Here is a 19,298-nt window from a genome sequence, read left to right as displayed (position 1 = left end):
CCGTTCGGGGTAGGTTGTGCCCCCATGGGCAGCTGGCGGGAGATCATCGACGGGATCGCCGAGGACGGGGACTTCGGCGCGGCCCGCCTGGTGCGCGACCCGCGGCGCAAGGGCGGCTGGACGCTGCTCGTCGAGGAGGTGCAGCAGTCGTACGTCGACATGCGCGACCCGACGCGCCTGTCCTTCGAGTACACCCGCCGCCTCGGCTCGATCGTCGACGCCGCCGCGCCGGCCGGGAAGCCGCTGCGGGTGCTGCACCTCGGCGGCGGGGCGTTCACGATGCCCCGCTACGTCGCCGCCACCCGGCCCGGCTCCGCGCAGGTGGTGGTGGAGCGCGACCGCCGGCTGGCCGCGTTCGTCCAGCGGGTGCTGCCGCTGCCGCCGCAGGCCGGGATCGAGCTCGTCTTCGGCGACGCCCGCGAGACCGTGGCCGAACTCGAACCGGCCGCCTACGACCTGGTGATCGGCGACGTGTACGAGGCCGCGCAGATGCCCGAGAGCGTCGCCGATGTCACGTTCGCGGCGTCGGTGGCCCGGCTCCTGGACCCGGACGGAATCTACGCGGTCAACGTCGCCGACCTCGCGCCGCTGGCCTTCTCCCGGTCGCAGGCGGCGACGCTGCGCACCGCGTTCGTCGACGTGTGCCTCATCGTGCGCCCGGACCTGCTGCGCGGCCGCCGCTTCGGCAACGTGGTCTTCGCGGCCGCGGCGCGGGCCGACCGGCTGCCGCTGGCCCGGCTGGCCGCGGTCGCCGCCCGCGACGTGCAGCCGGCGCGGGTCGTCAGCGGCGCCGGCCTGGACCTGCTGGCCGCGGGGGTCGAGCCCGTCCGCATCGACCCGTGAGGCATCCGTCTCGCGTGGATCAGGGCCGATGTGTGATACATGTCACAGCCGACGGTCCGGCTTTGGTGCCCCGGGTGGGATTCGAACCCACACTGTCGGAGGTTTGAGCTCCGTTCCTCTGCCGATTGGGATACCGGGACAACTACGCCGCACCAGGGTACCCACTACTCTGATCGCGACGGTAATCGCCGTCGGACGAGTCGGATCGGATCGGGAGAGCCAGTGGCCGAGGCACAGAGCCGTCGAGTGCTCATCGCGGAAGACGAGGCGCTCATCCGTCTCGACCTGCGGGAGATGCTCGTCGAGGAGGGCTACGACGTCGTCGGCGAGGCCGGCGACGGCGAGACGGCCGTGCGCCTCGCCGAGGAGCTCAAGCCCGATCTGGTCATCCTGGACATCAAGATGCCGATCATGGACGGGCTCGCGGCGGCGGAGAAGATCGCCGGCGGGCGGATCGCGCCGGTCGTCATCCTCACCGCGTTCAGCCAGCGGGACCTTGTCGAGCGGGCGCGGGCCGCCGGGGCGATGGCCTACCTGGTCAAGCCGTTCCAGAAGAGCGACCTGGTGCCGGCCGTGGAGATCGCGGTGTCCCGCTACGCGGAGCTGTCGGTCCTGGAGTCCGAGGTGGCCACCCTCACCGAGCGGCTGGAGACCCGCAAGGTCGTCGAGCGGGCCAAGGGTCAGCTGATGGCGACGTATGGCATGAACGAGCCGCAGGCCTTCAAATGGATCCAGCGCACGGCGATGGACCACCGCATGACGATGCGTGAAGTGGCCGACCGGATCATCGCGGAGACCAGCGGAGGTAACGGTTCGGTCACCGCGGAAATGTAACGGCAACCTTCGACACGCACGACCCCCGCCAGGGCGAAGAACATCGCCGTGGCCCAGGTAATCGGCACTGGGTAACGGTCGGATAAACGCCCCATCGAAGAATCTACCGCGCGGACCGAACGTGGGATAACGTCCCGCCCGCAGGCCGCAGACAACGGTTTGGCCCTTGCGCCGCGTGGTCCCGCTCACCCGCGGGTGCGAGCGCGAGGTCTTCGACGGAGGAGGGTTCGAAGCCTTGAGGCAACGACTGGTACGCGTGGTAGGTGGCATCGCAGCCGCTACGGCCATGCTCGCCGGAGCAGCTGCGTGCAACAGCACGAACAACAACACCAGCGGCTCATCGGGCGGGGGCGACAAGTGCGGCCTTGAGCTTGCGTTTTTCGGCGCGCTGACCGGTTCGTCGGCGAACCTCGGTGTGAACATCGCGCAGGGCGCCGAGCTCGCGGTCAACCAATACAACGAGAAGCACAAGGACTGCCAGGTCAACCTGAAGAAGTTCGACTCGCAGGGCCTCGCGGACGTCGCGCCCGGTCTCGCCCGGCAGGTGATCCAGAACAAGAAGATCGTCGGCGTCATCGGCCCGGCGTTCTCCGGTGAGTCGGAGTCCGCCGACCCGATCTTCGAAGAGGCCGGCATCCCGCTGATCACTCCGTCGGCGACCCAGCCGAAGCTGTCGGCCAACGGCTGGAAGGTCTTCCACCGCGCCGTCGCCAGCGACACCGCGCAGGGCCCGGCCGCCGGCAACTACATCAAGTCGGTCCTGAAGGCGGAGAAGGTCTTCGTCGTCGACGACCAGTCGGCGTACGGTTCCGGCCTCGCGGAGCAGGTCAAGAAGGTGCTCGGCGCCGCGGTCGTCGAAACCGACAAGGTCCAGGCGGACGGCAAGCAGAACGACTTCTCGGCGACCGTCACGAAGATCACGTCGAGCGGCGCCACCGCGCTCTTCTACGGCGGCTACTACCAGAACGCCGGCCTGCTGCGCAAGCAGCTCACCGGTGCCGGCTGGAAGGGCGTCCTGGTCGCCGGTGACGGTGTCAACGACGCCGGCTACATCAAGGCCGCCGGCAACGACGCCGCCGAGGGCACGATCCTGACCTGCCCGTGCGCCCCGGCCTCCAAGGCGAGCGGCACGTTCGTCGCCGACTACAAGGCGAAGTGGAACGTCGACGCCGGCACCTACAGCGACGTGGCCTACGACGCGGCGAACATCTTCCTGCAGGGCATCGACGCCGGCAACACCACGGCGGAGAAGCTCATCACCTACCTGAGCACCGTGAACTACAAGGGCATCGCGAACACCTACAAGTTCACGGACAAGGGCGAGCTGGACCCGGCGCAGATCATCGTCTGGGCCTTCAAGGTCACCAACGGTGAGGTCGTCCCGGACGTCGAGACTCCCAAGAGCTGAGCGGATCGGCTGGGCACGTTTCTAACGCACTACGTCGATCGACCGGTGCGGCCGGAATCGAATTCCGGCCGCACCGACCGTTTCCAGCCGGGAGTCGTACTTGCATTACCTCTCCGAACATTTCAGCAGCCTGTTCCGTGACTTCGGACAGCTGACCACCACCGGGCTCGCCCAGGGCGCCATCTATGCCCTGTTCGCACTCGGCTACACCCTGGTCTACGGCGTGCTGCGCCTGATCAACTTCGCGCACTCCGAGGTCTTCATCGTCGGCACCTTCGGCGCGGTGCTGACCTGGAGCGCGTTCGGCCTGGACCAGAACTCCCACATCGACGGAGTCGGCTTCGTCGTGCTGTACCTGCTGGTGGGCCTGCTGGCCGCGGTGATCGCGTCGGGCGGCACGGCCGTCGTGGTCGAGCTGACCGCCTACCGCCCTCTGCGGCGCAAGAACGCGCCGCCACTGGTCTTCCTGATCACCGCGATCGGCGCCTCAACCGTGCTGTCCGAGCTCGTCGGCGTGCTGACCGATCGCAGCGTGCGCAGCAGCCCGATCTTCGTGCAACCACACGATCTGATCAGGATCGGCAACATGTCGCTGACCAACGTGCAGCTGATCCTGATCGTCACCGCGCTGGTGATGATGGTCGCGCTCGACCTGTTCATCAACCGCACCCGGCTGGGCCGCGGCGTCCGCGCGGTCGCGCAGAACCCGGACAGCGCCGCGCTGATGGGCGTGAACAAGAACCGGGTCATCTCGCTGATCTTCCTGCTCGGCGGGCTGATGGCCGGGGTCGCCGCGGTGATGTACATGATGAAGATCGGCACCACCCGCTACGACGCCGGCTTCTACCTCGGCATCAAGGCGTTCACCGCCGCGGTCCTCGGCGGCATCGGCAACCTGCGGGGCGCGCTGCTCGGCGGCCTGATCCTGGGCCTGGTCGAGAACTACGGGTCCGGGTTCTTCGGCACGCAGTGGCACGACGCCGTGGCGTTCGTCGCCCTCGTCCTGATTCTGCTGTTCCGCCCGACCGGCCTGCTCGGTGAGTCGTTGGGGAGGGCGCGAGCATGAGCGAGACCACCGGAGCGACCAAGCGGGAGCTGCGCAATCCACTGCGCGGCTGGTACGCGAACCTGCCCCGGCCGGCCAGGTGGGCGGTGCTCGCCGTCGTCGCCGCGCTGGCCTACCTGCTGCCGTACGTCGGGCAGGTCCCCGTCGTCGGGCCGCAGATCATCACGGCCGGCATCGACTGGCCCACCGCCCTGTTCAACATGTCGTACTACGTGCTGCTCGCCCTGGGCCTCAACGTGGTCGTCGGATTCGCCGGCCTGCTCGACCTGGGCTACGTCGGTTTCTTCGCCGTCGGCGCGCTCACCGTGGCCGTGCTGACCTCTCCCGACAGCCAGCTGGGAACCAAATGGTCGTGGCTGGCCGCGGTGCCGGTCGCGATCGCGCTGTCACTGATCAGCGGCCTGGTCCTGGGCTGGCCGACCCTGCGGCTGCGCGGCGACTACCTGGCCATCGTGACGCTCGGCTTCGCCGAGATCATCCGCGTGGCCGCGGACAGCACCGAGTTCCTGCGCGGCGACCGGGGCTTCTCCAAGCTGCCGCACCCGCCTGGCACGTACGCCGACGGCAAGCCCATCTTCGCCATCATGGATGCCACGCCGTACTTCTGGCTCGGCGTCACGCTCATCATCCTCGTGGTGATCGGCGCGCGGAACCTCGAGCGCAGCCGGGTCGGGCGCTCCTGGCTCGCGATCCGCGAGGACGAGGAGGCCGCCGAGGTCATGGGCGTGCGCACCATCAAGTTCAAGCTGTGGGCGTTCGCCATCGGCGCCTCGATCGGCGGCTTCGGCGGCGTGCTGTTCGCCGGTCAGCCCGGCTTCGTGAACTCCTCGTCCTTCCAGCTGCTGTTCTCGATCCTGGTGCTGGCGGGCGTCGTCATGGGTGGCTCGGGCAACATCCCGGGCGCCATCCTCGGCGGCGTGCTCATCTCCTACATCCCGGACCGGCTGCGCAACGTCGAGGTGTTCGGCAAGGACGCCTTCGAGTACCGCTTCCTGTTCTTCGGTTTGCTGATCATCCTGATCATGATCTTCCGGCCGCAGGGGCTGATCCCCAGCCGCCGGCGCGCCGCGGAGCTCAAGGACCGCGCGAAGGAGGTGCAGGCGTGAGCGAGACCCAGCGGGAGGAGCACAGCGCCGCCGGGGCGGAGACCCCGATCGACTCGCCGGTGCCGACCGGCTCCAGTCCGGGCGCGTCCCCGCTGGAGTTCCACGAGCGGCCCTTCAGCTCGGGCAAGCGCGGCGACGACGTTCCCATCGGCGAGCCGCTGCTCGAGGTCGACCAGGTGACGCTGCGCTTCGGCGGCGTCGTCGCGCTCAACGACGTGTCGTTCACCCTGCGCAAGGGCGAGATCTTCGGGCTGATCGGGCCGAACGGCGCCGGCAAGACGACCTGCTTCAACGCGATGACCGGCGTCTTCCGCCCCACGTCGGGGCAGATCCGCTTCGCCGGTGAGACGGTCACCGGGCGCAAGAAGCACGAGATCACCCGGATGGGCATCGCGCGCACGTTCCAGAACGTGCGGCTCTTCCCGGAGATGACCGCGCTGGAGAACGTCATGGTCGGCGCCGACTCCCGGCACAAGACCAGCGTGTTCAGCGCCCTGTTCCGGCTGCCGCGGCACTGGCGCGAGGAGCGCGAGGGCCGGGCGAAGTCCATGGCGCTGCTGGAGTTCGTCGGGATCGCCGAACGGGCGGACGACGTCGCCCGGAACCTGCCGTACGGCGCACAGCGGCGACTGGAGATCGCCCGGGCGCTCGCCACCGAGCCGACCCTGCTCTGCCTCGACGAGCCGGCCGCCGGCTTCACCCCGGCGGAGAAGGTCGAGCTGCTCGCGCTGATCCGCGCGATCCGGGCGCGGGGCGTGACCGTGCTGCTCATCGAACACGACATGCGCCTGGTCATGGGCGTCACCGACCGGATCGTGGTGCTCGAGTTCGGCAAGAAGATCGCCGAGGGCACCCCGGCCGAGGTCCGTGACGACCCGGCCGTGGTCGCGGCCTACCTGGGGGTGCCGGCAGATGCTGCTTGAGCTGGACAACGTCAGCCTGCTGTACGGCCGCATCCAGGCGCTGCACGGCATCAGCCTGGCCGTCGAGGAGGGCGAGGTCGTCGCGCTCATCGGCGCCAACGGTGCCGGCAAGAGCACGACGATGCGGGCCATCTCCGGGCTCCGGCCGATCCACGGCGGGGCGATCCGCTTCAACGGCGAGGACATCAGCCGGCTGCGCTCCGACCTGCGGGTCGTGCGGGGCATCGGCCAGTCGCCGGAGGGCCGGGGCCTCTTCCCGGGCATGACGGTCCGCGAGAACCTGGAGATGGGTGCCTACACGCGCCGCGACGCGGCCGGCATCCGGGAGGACATGGAGCGGGTGCTGAACCTGTTCCCCCGGCTGCGGGAGCGCATCAAGCAGCCCGGCGGCACGCTCTCCGGCGGTGAGCAGCAGATGGTCGCCGTCGGCCGGGCGTTGATGACGCGGCCGAAGCTGCTGCTGCTCGACGAGCCGTCGATGGGCCTCGCGCCGATGCTCATCCAGCAGATCTTCTCGATCATCACCGAGATCAACCAGCAGGGCACCACCATCCTTTTGGTCGAGCAGAACGCGCAGCAGGCGCTGTCCCGCGCCCACCGTGCGTATGTGCTGGAGACCGGCCGGATCGTCAAGGCCGGCAGCGGCGCCGACCTGCTCCACGACCCCGCCGTCGCCGAGGCGTACCTCGGCGTCGCGTGACATCGATAACGAAGAAAGAAGGCATCCCCGGATGTTTCTGACGCCCTCCCGGCGACGCGCGGCCGTCGGCCTTGCCGGCGCTGCCGCCCTAGTGCTCTCCATGGCCGCCTGCGGCGAGAAGAAGGACGAGAACACGCCCGGCGCCGGCGGATCCGCGGCGGCCAGCGTCTCCTCCGACAGCGCGCTCGCCGACAAGGTGCCCGCGGCCATCAAGGCCGACGGCAAGATCACCGTCGGTACCGACTCGACCTACGCCCCGAGCGAGTTCCTCGACAACGACGGCAAGACCGTCATCGGCTTCGACGTGGACCTGTTCAGCGCCGTCGCCGGCAAGCTCGGGCTGAAGGCGGAGTTCCAGTCGTCCAAGTTCGAGGACGTCATCCCCGGCGTGCAGTCCGGCAAGTACGAGGTGGGCGTCTCCTCGCTGACCATCAACGACGAGCGCAAGAAGCAGGCGCTGATGGTGAGCTACTTCTCCGCCGGCACGCAGTGGGCGGCCAAGAAGGGCTCCACCATCAACCCGGACGACGCCTGCGGCAAGCGAATCGCGGTCCAGACCGGCACCGTGCAGGAGACCGACGACCTGCCCATCCGGCAGAAGAAGTGCAAGGACGCCGGCAAGCCGGAGATCAAGGTCGACTCGTACCAGGCGCAGAGCGAAGCCACTGCGGCGGTCATCAGCGGCAAGGACGACGCGATGCTCGCCGACTCGCCGGTCTGCGCGTACGCGGTGAAGCAGACCGATGGCCAGCTGGCCCTCGTCGGCCAGATCTACGACTCGGCGCCCTACGGCTACGTCATCAAGAACGACCAGCAGGCCTTCGCCGAGGCGATCCGCGACGCGGTCAAGGCGCTCATCGCCGACGGCACCTACAAGACGATCCTGGCCAAGTGGGGCGTCGACGCGGGAGCGTTGAGCACCGACCCGGCGATCAACCCCTAACCTGCGCGGATGGCACCCGATCCCGCTCCGGCGCCGGCACCGCCCGAACCAATCAAGGCGGTGCCGGTCCGGCACCCCTGGCGCTGGGTCCTCATCGCGGTCCTGGCCGTGCTCACGGCGATGTTCATCCACCTCCTGGTGACCAACGACCACTTCCGGTGGGGGTTCATCCTCGACAACGCGTTCCGGCCGCCGATCATCGCCGGGCTCCGTGGCACGATCCTGCTGACCATCTTCTCGATGGTCATCGGCGTGGTCCTCGGCGTGCTCATCGCGGTCATGCGCCTGTCATCGAACCCGGTGCTGCGCGGGGTGGCGTGGATGTACACCTGGATCTTCCGGGCCATGCCCCGGCTGGTCCTCGCCGTGCTCTTCGGCAACCTGGGCATCCTGTGGGCACGGCTGGAGTTCGGCCTGCCGTTCGACACGCAGATCGGCCGGCTCTTCGGTATCGACGACCTGCGCGTGCGCATCTTCGGCGTGGACGCGCCGACATTCCTTTCCGGTTTCGTCGCCGGCATGCTCGCCCTGGCGCTGTCCGAGGCGGCGTACATGGCGGAGATCGTGCGGGCCGGCATCCAGTCGGTCGACCCGGGCCAGGCCGAGGCCGCCGAGGCGCTGGGCATGAGCCGCGGGCAGGTGCTGCGACGCATCGTGCTGCCGCAGGCGATGCGGCTCATCGTCCCGCCGACGGGCAACGAGACGATCGCGATGCTCAAGGACACCTCGCTGGTGGCGTACACGCCGGTGACCGGTGAGCTGTTCTTCCAGCTGCAGGCGGTCGGCCACCGGACCTTCGTGGTGTTTCCGATGCTCGTCGCGGCGGCCGGCTGGTACATCGCGCTCACCAGCGTGCTGCTCGTCATCCAGCACTTCGTCGAGCGGTACTTCTCCAGGGGGTACAACCGGACCCAGAAGGCCCGCGCGCGCCTTCGTGACCTGGGCGCCGAGACCGGAGGCCGGGTGACCGCGGCATGACCTCAGTGAGTGAATCGATGGTGCGGGCGGAGAACGTCCACAAGTCCTTCGGCCGCCTCGAGGTGCTCAAGGGCATCGACCTGGTGGTACGGCCGGGCGAGGTCTGCTGCGTGATCGGCCCCTCCGGCTCGGGCAAGTCGACGTTCCTGCGCTGCATCAACCATCTGGAGCGGCTCGACGCCGGCCGGATCTGGGTCGATGGCGAGCTCGTCGGCTTCCGCGAGCGCGGCGGGCGGCTCTACGAGATGCACGACCGGGAGGTGGCGATCCAGCGGCGGAACATCGGCATGGTGTTCCAGCGCTTCAACCTGTTCCCGCACATGACGGTGCTGGAGAACGTCATGGAGGCACCGCTGCGCGTGCGCCGCGAGTCCCGGTCCGAGGTGCGGCAGCGCGCGCTGGCACTGCTCGACCGCGTCGGGCTGGCGAACAAGGTCGACTCGTACCCGAACCAGCTCTCCGGCGGCCAGCAGCAGCGGGTCGCGATCGCGCGGGCGCTGGCCATGCGCCCGAAGCTCATGCTGTTCGACGAGCCCACGAGCGCGTTGGACCCCGAGCTGGTCGGCGAGGTCCTCGACGTCATGCAGGATCTGGCCCGGGAGGGCATGACCATGGTGGTCGTCACGCACGAGATCGGTTTCGCCCGCGAGGTCGGCGATACGCTGGTCTTCATGGACGGCGGTGTCGTGGTCGAAGCGGGCAACCCACGCGAGATCATCGCCGGCCCGCAGCACGAGCGGACGAAGGCCTTCCTGGCCAAGGTGCTCTGACCACGGTTCGCCGGGTGGCACGGCACCGGCCGCGCCGCCCCCCGGAAGGGTTCGGGAGGGATTCCGCGACGCGGGGTCGCGGAAAAATGTCAGAGGGGGCGACTAGAGTCGCCAGGCGTGACGGGTTCGACTGACTCCAGGCTGCTGCTGCTCGACGGGCACTCGCTCGCCTACCGGGCGTTTTTCGCCCTGCCCGCGGATAACTTCTCCACCGCAACGGGCCAGGTGACCAACGCCGTCTTCGGCTTCACGTCGATGCTGATCAACATGCTGCGCGACGAGCAGCCCACGCACATCGCCGTGGCCTTCGACGTCTCCCGGCACACGTTCCGGCTGGAGAAGTATGCGGAGTACAAGGCCAACCGGTCCGCTACCCGGCCCGAGTTCTCCGGCCAGGTCGACCTCATCAAGGAGGTCCTCAACGCGCTGCGTATCCCGACCGTGGAGAAGCCGGGCTACGAGGCCGACGACGTGATCGCCACGCTCGCCCGGCAGGCCACCGAGCATGGCTTGCAGACGTCGATCGTCACCGGCGACCGCGACGCGTTCCAGCTGGTCAGCGATGCCGTCACCGTCCTGTATCTCAAGCGCGGCGTCACCGAGATGGACCGGATGACCCCGGCGAAGGTCGAGGAGCGCTACGGGATCCCGCCGGCGCGGTATCGCGACAAGGCCGCGCTCGTCGGCGAGGACAGCGACAACCTCTCCGGCGTCCCCGGCGTCGGCGACAAGACCGCCGCCAAGTGGATCCTCCAGTTCGGCGGCCTCGACGGGATCATCGCCCGGGTCGACGAGATCAAGGGCAAGGCCGGGGAGAACGTGCGCGCCCACCTCGCCGAGGTCATGCGCAACTACGAGCTCAACGAGCTCGTCGACGGGCTCGAGCTGCCCATCGGCCCGCAGGACCTGCGCTGGCACGGCTGGGACCGCGAGGCCGTGCACCAGGTGTTCGACTCGCTGGAGTTCCGGGTGCTGCGCGACCGGTTGTATCAGTATCTCGAAGCCGTCGAGCCCGAGGCGGAGTCCGGCTTCGAGCTGTCCGGCGAGGTGCTGCACGGCGGCGTCGGGGCCTGGCTCGGCGAGCACGCCCCGCCCGGCATCCGGGTCGGCGTCGCCGTCGTCGGGCAGTTCGGCCGCGGCACCGGCTCGCTGACCGGCATCGCGCTCGCCGCCGCCGACGGGCCGGCCGCGTGGTTCGACCCCACCGAGCTCGACGCGGCCGACGACGCCGCCGTCGGCGCGTGGCTCGCCGCCGACGACCGGTTCAAGGTGCTGCACGAGGTGAAGCCGGCCCGGCTCGCGTTCCTGGCGCGCGGCTGGGACCTGAACGGGGTGGCCTCCGACACCGCCCTGGAGGCCTATCTCGCCCGCCCCGACCAGCGTTCCTACGACCTCAACGACCTCGCCCTGCGCTACCTCAAGCGCGAGCTGCGCGTCGACGCGCCCGACAACGGCCAGCTCACCCTCGATGGGCTGGGCGGCAACACCGGCGAGGCAGAGGAAAACCTGATGCTGCGCGCCCGGGCCACGCTCGACCTCGCCGAGGCCATCGACGAGGAGCTGCACCGCGACGGCGACTCCTCGGCCAGGCTGCTCGCCGAGGTCGAGCTGCCGCTGGTCAACGTGCTCGCGGAGATGGAGCGGGCCGGGATCGCGGCCGACACCGAATACCTCAGCGAGCTGGAGGCGCAGTTCGCGGCCGGGGTGAAGGGCGCGGCGCAGAGCGCCTACGGCGTGATCGGGCGCGAGTTCAACCTCGGCTCGCCCAAGCAGCTGCAGGAGATCCTGTTCAACGAGCTCGGGTTGCCGAAGACCAAGAAGATCAAGACGGGCTACACGACCGACGCCGACGCGCTGCAGGGGCTCTTCGCGCAGACGCAGCACCCGCTGCTGGAGCACCTGCTGCGCCACCGGGACGTGGCCAAGCTCAAGACCACCGTCGACGGGCTGCTCAAGTCGATCAGCGACGACGGGCGCATCCACACGACGTATTTCCAGACGGTCGCCGCCACCGGCCGGCTCTCCAGCACCGACCCCAACCTGCAGAACATCCCGATCCGCACCGAGGAGGGGCGGCGCATCCGCCGGGCGTTCGTCGTCGGCGAGGGGTATGAGACGCTGCTGACCGCCGACTACAGCCAGATCGAGATGCGCATCATGGCGCACATGTCGAAGGACGAGGCGCTGATCGAGGCGTTCAACTCCGGCTTCGACTTCCACGCCGCCACCGCCTCGTCGGTGTTCTCAGTCCCCGTCGGCGACGTCGTCCCCGACCAGCGCCGCAAGATCAAGGCGATGAACTACGGCCTGGCCTACGGGCTGTCCTCCTACGGCCTGGGCACCCAGCTCGGCATCAGCCCGGCCGAGGCGACGGTGCTCATGGAGGAGTATTTCGCCACGTTCGGCGGGGTGCGCGACTATCTGCGCCAGATCGTCGCCCAGGCGCGCCGCGACGGTTACACCGAGACGGTGCTCGGCCGCCGGCGATACCTGCCGGACCTCAACAGCGACAACCGCCAGCGCCGCGAGATGGCCGAGCGGATGGCGCTCAACGCCCCGATCCAGGGCTCCGCCGCCGACATCATCAAGGTCGCGATGCTGCGCGTCGACGCGGCCCTTCGCTCCTCCGGCCTGCGCTCGCGCATGCTCCTGCAGGTCCACGACGAGCTGGTGTTCGAGGTCGCCCCGGGCGAGCGCGAGGCCGTGGAGGCCCTGGTGCGCGAGCAGATGGGCGGCGCCTACCCGCTGGACGTGCCGCTCGGCGTCTCCGTGGGCGTCGGAAGGGACTGGAACGCCGCCGACCACTGACGCTCCTCCAGGGCTTCCCCGCCCCGCCCCGCTCTCGTCCGTCCCGCCGGCCGTTCCGCCGCCGGCGGGTCTGGCTGTTCTCTGCCGCCTATGCCGCTGACTCGTTTCGGCCGAGCGGCCGGCTCGGTCTCCCACCGGCCCCGCCCGTCGGCTGGTTCTTGGTCGGCGGGTTGGGCTGGTCTTGCCGGTGCCGTTGCGTGGTCTTCGGTTGGGCGGCCGGCTTGGTGTGCGTCGGCCCGCCCGTCCGCTGGTTCTTCGTCGGGTGGGCCTCGGCTGGTCTTCGTCAGGTGTGCGACGCGCTGGTTCTTGGCTGGGCGTCGGCCGGCGGAGTGATGTCTCGGGTGATGCCGTGCGTCTTGGCCCGGTGGGCCGGGTCTCGTCGGCTGGTCGTGCTGGGGCGTCGGCTCATGCCCTTCTCCGGCCCCCGGTGACTTCGGCTTTCGTGTCCTCGGGGGCGCGCCCTCGTGTTTCGGGCCTCGTCCTCGTAGCTTCGGCCGACGCGGGGGGATTTGTTAGGGACGAATTCTGAAATGTGTGATTTTATGCGGGTTTATTGGCGACAAATATCGCCGTGCCCGGGAAGATCCGGCCTCGTAGCGGGCTCCATTGACCCCACGTCTGCTGGTGGTGGTCGGGCCATTCCGGCTCGATGAGGTCGTTGAGCACGAAGCCGGCGGAGACCAGCTCGCGGATGCGGTCGCCCAAGGTGCGGTGCTGCTCGACATAGGTGGCGACGTGGCGGTCGTCCTCCTCGACGTACGCGCGGCGGTCGAAGTAGGAGTGGACCGCGACCAGGCCGCCCTCGCCCGGGTCGTCGAGGAACACCCAGCGCATCGGGTGGGTGACGGAGAAGGCCCAGCGGCCGCCGGGCCGCAGGACCCGGTAGACCTCGCGCATGACGCGGGCCGAGTCGGCCACGAAGGGCACGGCGCCGAAGGCCGTGCAGGCGATGTCGAATACACCGTCGGCGAACGGCAGGGCGTTCGCGTCGGCCTGCAGGAGGGGCACCTCGACACCCGATCGGGTGACGCCGTCGCGGGCGTGGCGGAGCATGCCGGCCGACAGGTCGGACGCCACGACGTCCGCGCCCTGAGTCCTGAGCCAGCGCGAGCAGGACGCGGCGCCGCAGCCGATCTCGAGCACGCGCTTGCCGGCCACGTCGCCGAGCAGGCGGGCGTCGGCCTCGCGCAGCCCCTCCGGGCACCACACGAAGTCCACGTCGCCCAGGAAGGGACCGTGTTCCTCCTGGTAGGCGTCGGCGTCGTCGTCCCACCATCGCCGGCTGGCCCGGCGGCTCTCGGCGGGACTCACGGCGCGTCGTGTGACGCCTGCGTCAGGTGACGATTCCATGAGGAGCAACGGTAGGCCCTGGCAAAGTCGGCAGATCGGGTCTGGGGGAGGGTTGGACCATGTGGTATTGCGCAGGGTAGGCTGATCGGTGCACTCGTGGGTTTGTGCGCCTCGGCATGGAGCAGGCTCACGGTCGCCGAACACATCCTGAGCTTCCAATGCGTTGATCCTGCACTGCGGCAGGCGGGTTGTGCCCGACGACGGGTCCGCGGGAGCGCGCTAGGTTCACCAGGCAAATCCACCGACCGGAGCAACAGCCCACATGACGAGCAGCATCGAGGCCACCTCGAGCGCCAGCAGCAACAAGGTCACCATCGACGACATCGGTTCCGAGGAGGCTTTCCTCGCCGCGATCGACGAGACCATCAAGTACTTCAATGACGGCGACATCGTCGAAGGCACCGTCGTCAAGGTCGATCGGGACGAGGTCCTGCTCGACATCGGCTACAAGACCGAGGGTGTCATCCCCTCGCGCGAGCTGTCGATCAAGCATGATGTCGACCCTGCTGAGGTCGTGTCGGTCGGTGACCACATCGAGGCCCTGGTTCTCCAGAAGGAGGACAAGGAAGGCCGCCTGATCCTGTCGAAGAAGCGTGCGCAGTACGAGCGCGCGTGGGGCACGATCGAGAAGATCAAGGAGGACGACGGCGTCGTCCGTGGCTCGGTCATCGAGGTCGTCAAGGGCGGCCTGATCCTCGACATCGGCCTGCGTGGCTTCCTGCCCGCTTCCCTGGTCGAGATGCGCCGGGTGCGCGACCTGCAGCCGTATGTGGGCCGTGAGCTCGAGGCGAAGATCATCGAGCTGGACAAGAACCGCAACAACGTGGTTCTGTCGCGTCGCGCCTACCTCGAGCAGACCCAGTCCGAGGTCCGCACCGAGTTCCTGCACAAGCTGCAGAAGGGCCAGGTCCGCAAGGGCGTTGTGTCCTCGATCGTCAACTTCGGTGCGTTCGTCGACCTCGGTGGTGTCGACGGCCTGGTCCACGTCTCCGAGCTGTCCTGGAAGCACATCGATCACCCGTCCGAGGTGGTCGAGGTCGGCCAGGAGGTGGAGGTCGAGGTCCTCGACGTCGATCTGGACCGTGAGCGCGTCTCCCTGTCGCTGAAGGCGACCCAGGAGGACCCGTGGCGGCAGTTCGCCCGGACCCACGCGATTCAGCAGATCGTGCCGGGCAAGGTCACCAAGCTCGTTCCGTTCGGCGCGTTCGTGCGGGTCGACGACGGCATCGAGGGCCTGGTGCACATCTCCGAGCTGGCCGAGCGGCACGTGGAGATCCCGGAGCAGGTCGTCCAGGTCGGCTCCGACGTCATGGTCAAGGTCATCGACATCGACCTGGAGCGCCGCCGGATCTCGCTGTCGCTCAAGCAGGCCAACGAGGGCTTCGTCGAGGGCGAGGAGCACTTCGACCCGACCCTCTACGGCATGTCGGCCACCTACGACGAGCAGGGCAACTACATCTACCCGGAGGGCTTCGACCCGGAGACCGCCGAGTGGATGCCCGGCTTCGAGAAGCAGCGCGAGGCGTGGGAGCAGCAGTACGCTGAAGCCCGCCAGCGCTGGGAGGCTCACACCAAGCAGGTGCAGACCGCCCGCCAGGCCGACGCCACCGCCGAGCCGGCCGCGGCCGCCCCGGCCACGGGCTCGGTGTCCACGTCGACCCCGACCGCGGCCCGCGCGCCGGAGGAGCCCTCGGGCACCCTGGCCACGGACGAGGCCCTGGCCGCCCTGCGCGAGAAGCTCGCCGGCGGCAAGAGCTGACACCAGCATCGCCATAGCGAAAAGCCCCGGCCCGCAAGGGTCCGGGGCTTTTCCCATTCCGCCCCCCGCGGTCGCGGCGCGGCCGCGATACGCCTGGGTGCGCCCGCGCCGGCCGTGGCGATGACCCGCGATGGGCCGCGGCGCTGGGTTGGGGTCGCAACGATCGGCGAGCCTGGCCTCCGGCGCAGGGTGAGGCCATCCGCAGCGGCGGTGCGGCCACGGCGCGGCGTCGCCCGGGCTTCGGTGCGCGCCTGGACGGCTCCTGGCGATGACAGCGGTTGCGCCGCAGTCTGGGTCGGGGTCGCAACGAGCGGCGGGGCGCGGGGCAAAACGGCCATACGCGGTGACGACCAGGCCGACGTCCAGCGAGCGCGGCTCTGGCGCCCCCAGACGCCCCGCCTTCGGCGGCCACCCGGCACCTGAGGGCCGGGTCCGGAGCGTCCCGGGGCCCCAGGCCGGGCATGGTCCTGGGGACGCGCGGAGGGTGCGGTGTCGGCCTACTTCACGCCGGCTACGTCCATGGCACGGAGTTCCTTCTTCAGTTCGGATACCTCGTCGCGGATGCGGGCGGCCAGCTCGAACTGGAGCTCGCGGGCCGCGGACAGCATCTGCTCGTTCAGGTCCTGGATCAGGCCGGCGAGCTCGGCGCGAGCCATGCCTGCGCGGGCAGGGGCGGACGGGGCGCCGGCGGTGGCCGCCGCGCCCTTGGTGCCGCCGCCCTTCTGGCGGGCGCGGGTGCCCTCCGGGGACTTTCCGCGGCTCATTTGGCGTCCGCCGCCGATCACGACGGCGCCGCCCGGGCCGTGGCCGCTCACGGCGCCGGCCGTGTCCTCGGCCTCGCGATAGATGTCGTCGAGGATGTCGCCCAGCTTCTTGCGTAGAGGCTGCGGATCGATGCCGTTGGCCTTGTTGTATGCGACCTGCTTGTCGCGCCGGCGGTTGGTCTCGTCGATCGCGTGGGCCATTGACGGGGTCATCTTGTCCGCATACATGTGCACCTGACCGGAGACGTTGCGCGCCGCCCGGCCGATGGTCTGGATGAGGCTGGTGCCCGAGCGCAGGAAGCCCTCCTTGTCCGCGTCGAGGATCGCCACCAGGCTCACCTCGGGCAGGTCGAGGCCCTCGCGGAGCAGGTTGATGCCGACGAGCACGTCGAACTCGCCGCGGCGCAGCTCCCGCAGCAGCTCCACCCGGCGCAGCGTGTCGACCTCCGAGTGCAGATAGCGGACCCGGATGCCGTGCTCGAGGAGGTAGTCGGTGAGGTCTTCGGCCATCTTCTTGGTCAGCGTGGTGACCAGGACCCGCTCGTCGCGATCGGTGCGCAGCTTGATCTCGTGCATGAGGTCGTCGATCTGGCCCTTGGTCGGCTTGAGCACGACCTCCGGGTCGACCAGGCCGGTCGGGCGAATCACCTGCTCGACGACATCGCCGTGGGTCTTGCCCAGCTCCCACGGGCCGGGCGTGGCCGACAGATACACCGCCTGGCCGACCCGCTCCTCGAATTCGTCGAAGCGCAGCGGGCGGTTGTCCTGCGCGCTGGGCAGCCGGAAGCCGTGCTCGACGAGCGTGCGCTTGCGGGAGGCGTCCCCCTCATACATCCCGCCGATCTGCGGCACGGTGGCGTGCGACTCGTCGATGACGGTCAGGAAGTCGTCGGGGAAGTAGTCGAGCAGGCAGTGCGGCGGGCTGCCGGCCTCCCGGCCGTCGATGTGGCGGGAGTAGTTCTCGATGCCGTTGCAGAACCCGACCTGCCGCATCATCTCGATGTCGTAGGTGGTGCGCATCCGCAGCCGCTGCGCCTCAAGCAGCTTGCCCTCCCGGTCGAGCTCGGCGAGCCGCTCCTCCAGCTCCGCCTCGATAGCGGCGATGGCCCGCTCCATGCGCTCGGGGCCGGCCGCGTAGTGCGTCGCGGGGAAGATCAGCAGGGAGTCGGTCTGGCGGATCTCGTCGCCGGTGAGCGAGTGCAGGTAGGACAGGCGCTCGACCTCGTCGCCGAAGAACTCGATGCGGATCGCGAGCTCCTCGTAGGCCGGGATGATCTCCAGCGTGTCGCCGCGGACCCGGAACGTGCCACGGTTGAACGCCAGGTCGTTGCGTGTGTACTGGATGTCGACCAGGCGTCGCAGCAGCTTGTCGCGCTCGACCTCCTCGCCGACGCTGACCTTCGCGGCCCGGTCCAGGTATTCCTCCGGCGTGCCGAGGCCGTAGATCGCCGACACGGTCGCGACCACGATGACGTCGCGGCGGGTCAGCAGGCTCATGGTCGCCGAGTGCCGCAGCCGCTCGACCTCCTCGTTGATCGACGAGTCCTTCTCGATGTAGGTGTCGGTCTGCGGGATGTAGGCCTCGGGCTGGTAGTAGTCGTAGTAGCTGACGAAATATTCCACCGCGTTGTGCGGCATCAGATCGCGGAACTCCTTGGCCAGCTGCGCGGCCAGGGTCTTGTTGTGGGCGAGCACCAGCGTCGGGCGCTGCAACCGCTCCACCAGCCAGGCCGTGGTCGCGCTCTTGCCGGTGCCGGTCGCGCCGAGCAGCACGGTGTGCCGGTCGCCGGCCCGCACCCGCTTGGCGAGCGCGTCGATCGCCGCGGGCTGGTCGCCGGAAGGCTTGTACTCGCTGACCACCTCGAAACGGCGGTCCAAGCGTGGGATGTCGAGCGCCATGACCCCAACCGTACGCGGGGGGTATGACATTTTCCGGATCCTCGCCCTGGGTGCTCGATCGTATTCAGCTTGACGATTGTGTGGGAAACATCACCGGTCTACGGTAGACGTCGTAGGCCGCTCGCGGCGGCCGACCGGAGAGCAGGCCGGCCCATCACGCCGGCCCTCCCGGCGCCCGGTTGCAGCCCCGGCCCGTCACGGCCGGCGAGCGCACCGAGGCGGGATCGCGCGCAGCGCGCGACCGGCCGCCGCGAGCGCCTATGAGCGACCGTCAATTGGCTGGCAGCGGCAGTCCGCGAGCAAAGTCTCCGTGGTCATGCGCCCGGAGCCCACAGTGCACGGGGTTCTCCATGGTCACGGAGCGAATGTGCTGCCCCGTGTGCATTTTACTCCGTGATCATGGAGGACACGATGTCGCTCGACGCCAACGCAACAGGGCGCGGGACGATCGTCGGCGGCGCGGGCCAGAGGTGCGGCTGGATGGCGCTGCGGGCGGCGAAGGGCAGCGCGGAGAGCGTGCGTCACGAGGTACGACTGGCGGGAAATCGGCGTCAGGCGGACCTGATGCGCTCCCACGCGGCCGCGACGGCCCGATCCAGTTCCTCCGGCGTCCCGTCGTTGTCGATCGCGATGTCCGCGACCGCTCGGCGCTGCTCGTCGGTCGCCTGCTTCGCGATGCGCGCCATCGCCTCGTCCCGGCTCATCCCGCGCAGCCGCGTCAACCGGTCCAGCCTCGTCCCGAGCGGGGCGAATACGACGATGACCAGCTCGTACAGGCCGGCCATGCCCTTCTCCACGATCAGCGGCACGTCGTTGACCACAACCGCGTCGCCGGGCGCCGCCGCGATGAGCTCGGCCGTCCGCTGCCGCACCAGCGGATGCGTGATCTCCTCCAGTCGCCGGCGGGCGTCGTCGTCGGCGAAGACCACCCGCGCCAGCGCCGCCCGGTCGAGCGAGCCGTCCGCGGCGAGTACCAACGGCCCGAACGCCTCGACGACCCGGGCCAGGCCCTCCGTGCCCGGCGCGACCACCTCCCGGGCCAGCCGGTCGGCGTCCACGATCACCGCGCCGAGCGCCGCCAGCCGGGCCGCGACCGCGCTCTTGCCGGCGCCGATGCCGCCGGTCAGCCCAACCATCCTCATGGGGC

The 19,298-nt window shown here is 69.4% G+C and carries 14 protein-coding genes, 1 tRNA gene and 1 pseudogene; 12 read left to right on the top strand and 4 right to left on the bottom strand.

Features of this window, described 5'->3' with window-relative positions; translation table 11 throughout:
* Positions 1 to 24 precede the first annotated feature (24 nt).
* Positions 25 to 843 (top strand): spermidine synthase, encoded by an 819-nt coding sequence (locus ABT297_RS22355; protein ID WP_350552739.1) that lies wholly within the window; start codon positions 25 to 27, stop codon positions 841 to 843.
* A 63-nt stretch (positions 844 to 906) separates the two neighbouring features.
* Here ABT297_RS22355 and ABT297_RS22350 read toward each other — a convergent pair.
* Positions 907 to 983: transfer RNA gene (locus ABT297_RS22350), tRNA-Leu, on the bottom strand.
* 82 nt (positions 984 to 1,065) lie between these two features.
* On the opposite strand from ABT297_RS22350, the gene ABT297_RS22345 reads away from it, so the two are divergent.
* The 10 genes from ABT297_RS22345 (at position 1,066) to polA (ending at position 12,379) form a co-directional block, all read left to right on the top strand.
* Positions 1,066 to 1,677 carry an ANTAR domain-containing response regulator gene (locus tag ABT297_RS22345; RefSeq protein WP_350552736.1) on the top strand — a complete coding sequence of 204 codons (612 nt, stop codon included), beginning with the start codon at positions 1,066 to 1,068 and terminating at the stop codon, positions 1,675 to 1,677.
* Positions 1,678 to 1,912: 235 nt separating this feature from the next.
* Entirely contained in the window at positions 1,913 to 3,085 is a 1,173-nt protein-coding gene (locus ABT297_RS22340; RefSeq protein ID WP_350552733.1) for a branched-chain amino acid ABC transporter substrate-binding protein, read from the top strand.
* Positions 3,086 to 3,185: 100 nt separating this feature from the next.
* A complete protein-coding gene (locus ABT297_RS22335; RefSeq protein WP_350552730.1) occupies positions 3,186 to 4,151 on the top strand; it encodes a branched-chain amino acid ABC transporter permease in 966 nt (321 codons plus the stop codon).
* Entirely contained in the window at positions 4,148 to 5,257 is a 1,110-nt protein-coding gene (locus ABT297_RS22330) for a branched-chain amino acid ABC transporter permease (RefSeq protein WP_350552727.1), read from the top strand. Before ABT297_RS22335 ends, ABT297_RS22330 begins: the two co-directional genes overlap by 4 nt.
* Before the next feature lie 92 nt (positions 5,258 to 5,349).
* Positions 5,350 to 6,180 carry an ABC transporter ATP-binding protein gene (locus tag ABT297_RS22325; protein ID WP_502885627.1) on the top strand — a complete coding sequence of 277 codons (831 nt, stop codon included), beginning with the start codon at positions 5,350 to 5,352 and terminating at the stop codon, positions 6,178 to 6,180.
* Positions 6,170 to 6,880: an ABC transporter ATP-binding protein gene (locus ABT297_RS22320; protein WP_350552725.1), complete on the top strand. Its 711-nt coding sequence runs from the start codon at positions 6,170 to 6,172 to the stop codon at positions 6,878 to 6,880. Before ABT297_RS22325 ends, ABT297_RS22320 begins: the two co-directional genes overlap by 11 nt.
* Before the next feature lie 31 nt (positions 6,881 to 6,911).
* Positions 6,912 to 7,823 carry an ABC transporter substrate-binding protein gene (locus ABT297_RS22315; RefSeq protein ID WP_350552723.1) on the top strand — a complete coding sequence of 304 codons (912 nt, stop codon included), beginning with the start codon at positions 6,912 to 6,914 and terminating at the stop codon, positions 7,821 to 7,823.
* A gap of 9 nt (positions 7,824 to 7,832) precedes the next feature.
* Positions 7,833 to 8,801, top strand: a complete 969-nt coding sequence (locus tag ABT297_RS22310) for an amino acid ABC transporter permease (RefSeq protein WP_350552720.1) — start codon at positions 7,833 to 7,835, stop codon at positions 8,799 to 8,801.
* Positions 8,798 to 9,571, top strand: a complete 774-nt coding sequence (locus ABT297_RS22305) for an amino acid ABC transporter ATP-binding protein (protein ID WP_350552717.1) — start codon at positions 8,798 to 8,800, stop codon at positions 9,569 to 9,571. The genes ABT297_RS22310 and ABT297_RS22305 overlap by 4 nt, the downstream gene beginning before the upstream one ends.
* A gap of 117 nt (positions 9,572 to 9,688) precedes the next feature.
* A complete protein-coding gene (gene polA / locus ABT297_RS22300) occupies positions 9,689 to 12,379 on the top strand; it encodes a DNA polymerase I (RefSeq protein WP_350552714.1) in 2,691 nt (896 codons plus the stop codon).
* A gap of 540 nt (positions 12,380 to 12,919) precedes the next feature.
* Here the strand turns inward: polA and ABT297_RS22295 are convergent.
* The gene (locus ABT297_RS22295) at positions 12,920 to 13,729 is read right to left on the bottom strand and encodes a class I SAM-dependent methyltransferase (RefSeq protein ID WP_350552711.1); all 810 of its coding nucleotides are present in this window, start codon (positions 13,727 to 13,729) and stop codon (positions 12,920 to 12,922) included.
* Between the two features lie 262 nt (positions 13,730 to 13,991).
* Between ABT297_RS22295 and rpsA the strand changes: the two genes are divergently transcribed.
* The gene (gene rpsA / locus ABT297_RS22290; protein WP_350552708.1) at positions 13,992 to 15,488 is read left to right on the top strand and encodes a 30S ribosomal protein S1; all 1,497 of its coding nucleotides are present in this window, start codon (positions 13,992 to 13,994) and stop codon (positions 15,486 to 15,488) included.
* Between the two features lie 497 nt (positions 15,489 to 15,985).
* Here the strand turns inward: rpsA and uvrB are convergent, their stop codons facing one another.
* Positions 15,986 to 18,151, bottom strand: coding sequence for an excinuclease ABC subunit UvrB (gene uvrB, locus ABT297_RS22285; RefSeq protein ID WP_350552705.1), 2,166 nt, complete (start codon positions 18,149 to 18,151; stop codon positions 15,986 to 15,988).
* A gap of 572 nt (positions 18,152 to 18,723) precedes the next feature.
* Positions 18,724 to 19,293 (bottom strand): annotated as a pseudogene (gene coaE, locus ABT297_RS22280) (dephospho-CoA kinase); the annotation flags it as partial.
* Positions 19,294 to 19,298 lie beyond the last annotated feature (5 nt).

This window comes from Dactylosporangium sp. NPDC000555 (assembly GCF_040300025.1).
Taxonomy (GTDB): Bacteria; Actinomycetota; Actinomycetes; order Mycobacteriales; family Micromonosporaceae; genus Dactylosporangium.
Note: the sequence above shows the minus strand (reverse complement) of the source record. Positions and strands in the feature narration are given on the sequence as shown.

What these genes read in the sequence shown, in the direction of transcription:
- ABT297_RS22330 (WP_350552727.1), top strand. Translation starts at nt 4,148, where the DNA reads ATGAGCGAGACCACCGGAGCGACCAAGCGGGAGCTGCGCAATCCACTG.
- ABT297_RS22310 (WP_350552720.1), top strand. Translation starts at nt 7,833, where the DNA reads ATGGCACCCGATCCCGCTCCGGCGCCGGCACCGCCCGAACCAATCAAG.
- ABT297_RS22320 (WP_350552725.1), top strand. Translation starts at nt 6,170, where the DNA reads ATGCTGCTTGAGCTGGACAACGTCAGCCTGCTGTACGGCCGCATCCAG.
- uvrB (WP_350552705.1), bottom strand. Translation starts at nt 18,151, where the DNA reads ATGGCGCTCGACATCCCACGCTTGGACCGCCGTTTCGAGGTGGTCAGC.
- rpsA (WP_350552708.1), top strand. Translation starts at nt 13,992, where the DNA reads ATGACGAGCAGCATCGAGGCCACCTCGAGCGCCAGCAGCAACAAGGTC.
- ABT297_RS22315 (WP_350552723.1), top strand. Translation starts at nt 6,912, where the DNA reads ATGTTTCTGACGCCCTCCCGGCGACGCGCGGCCGTCGGCCTTGCCGGC.
- ABT297_RS22295 (WP_350552711.1), bottom strand. Translation starts at nt 13,729, where the DNA reads ATGGAATCGTCACCTGACGCAGGCGTCACACGACGCGCCGTGAGTCCC.
- ABT297_RS22305 (WP_350552717.1), top strand. Translation starts at nt 8,798, where the DNA reads ATGACCTCAGTGAGTGAATCGATGGTGCGGGCGGAGAACGTCCACAAG.
- ABT297_RS22355 (WP_350552739.1), top strand. Translation starts at nt 25, where the DNA reads ATGGGCAGCTGGCGGGAGATCATCGACGGGATCGCCGAGGACGGGGAC.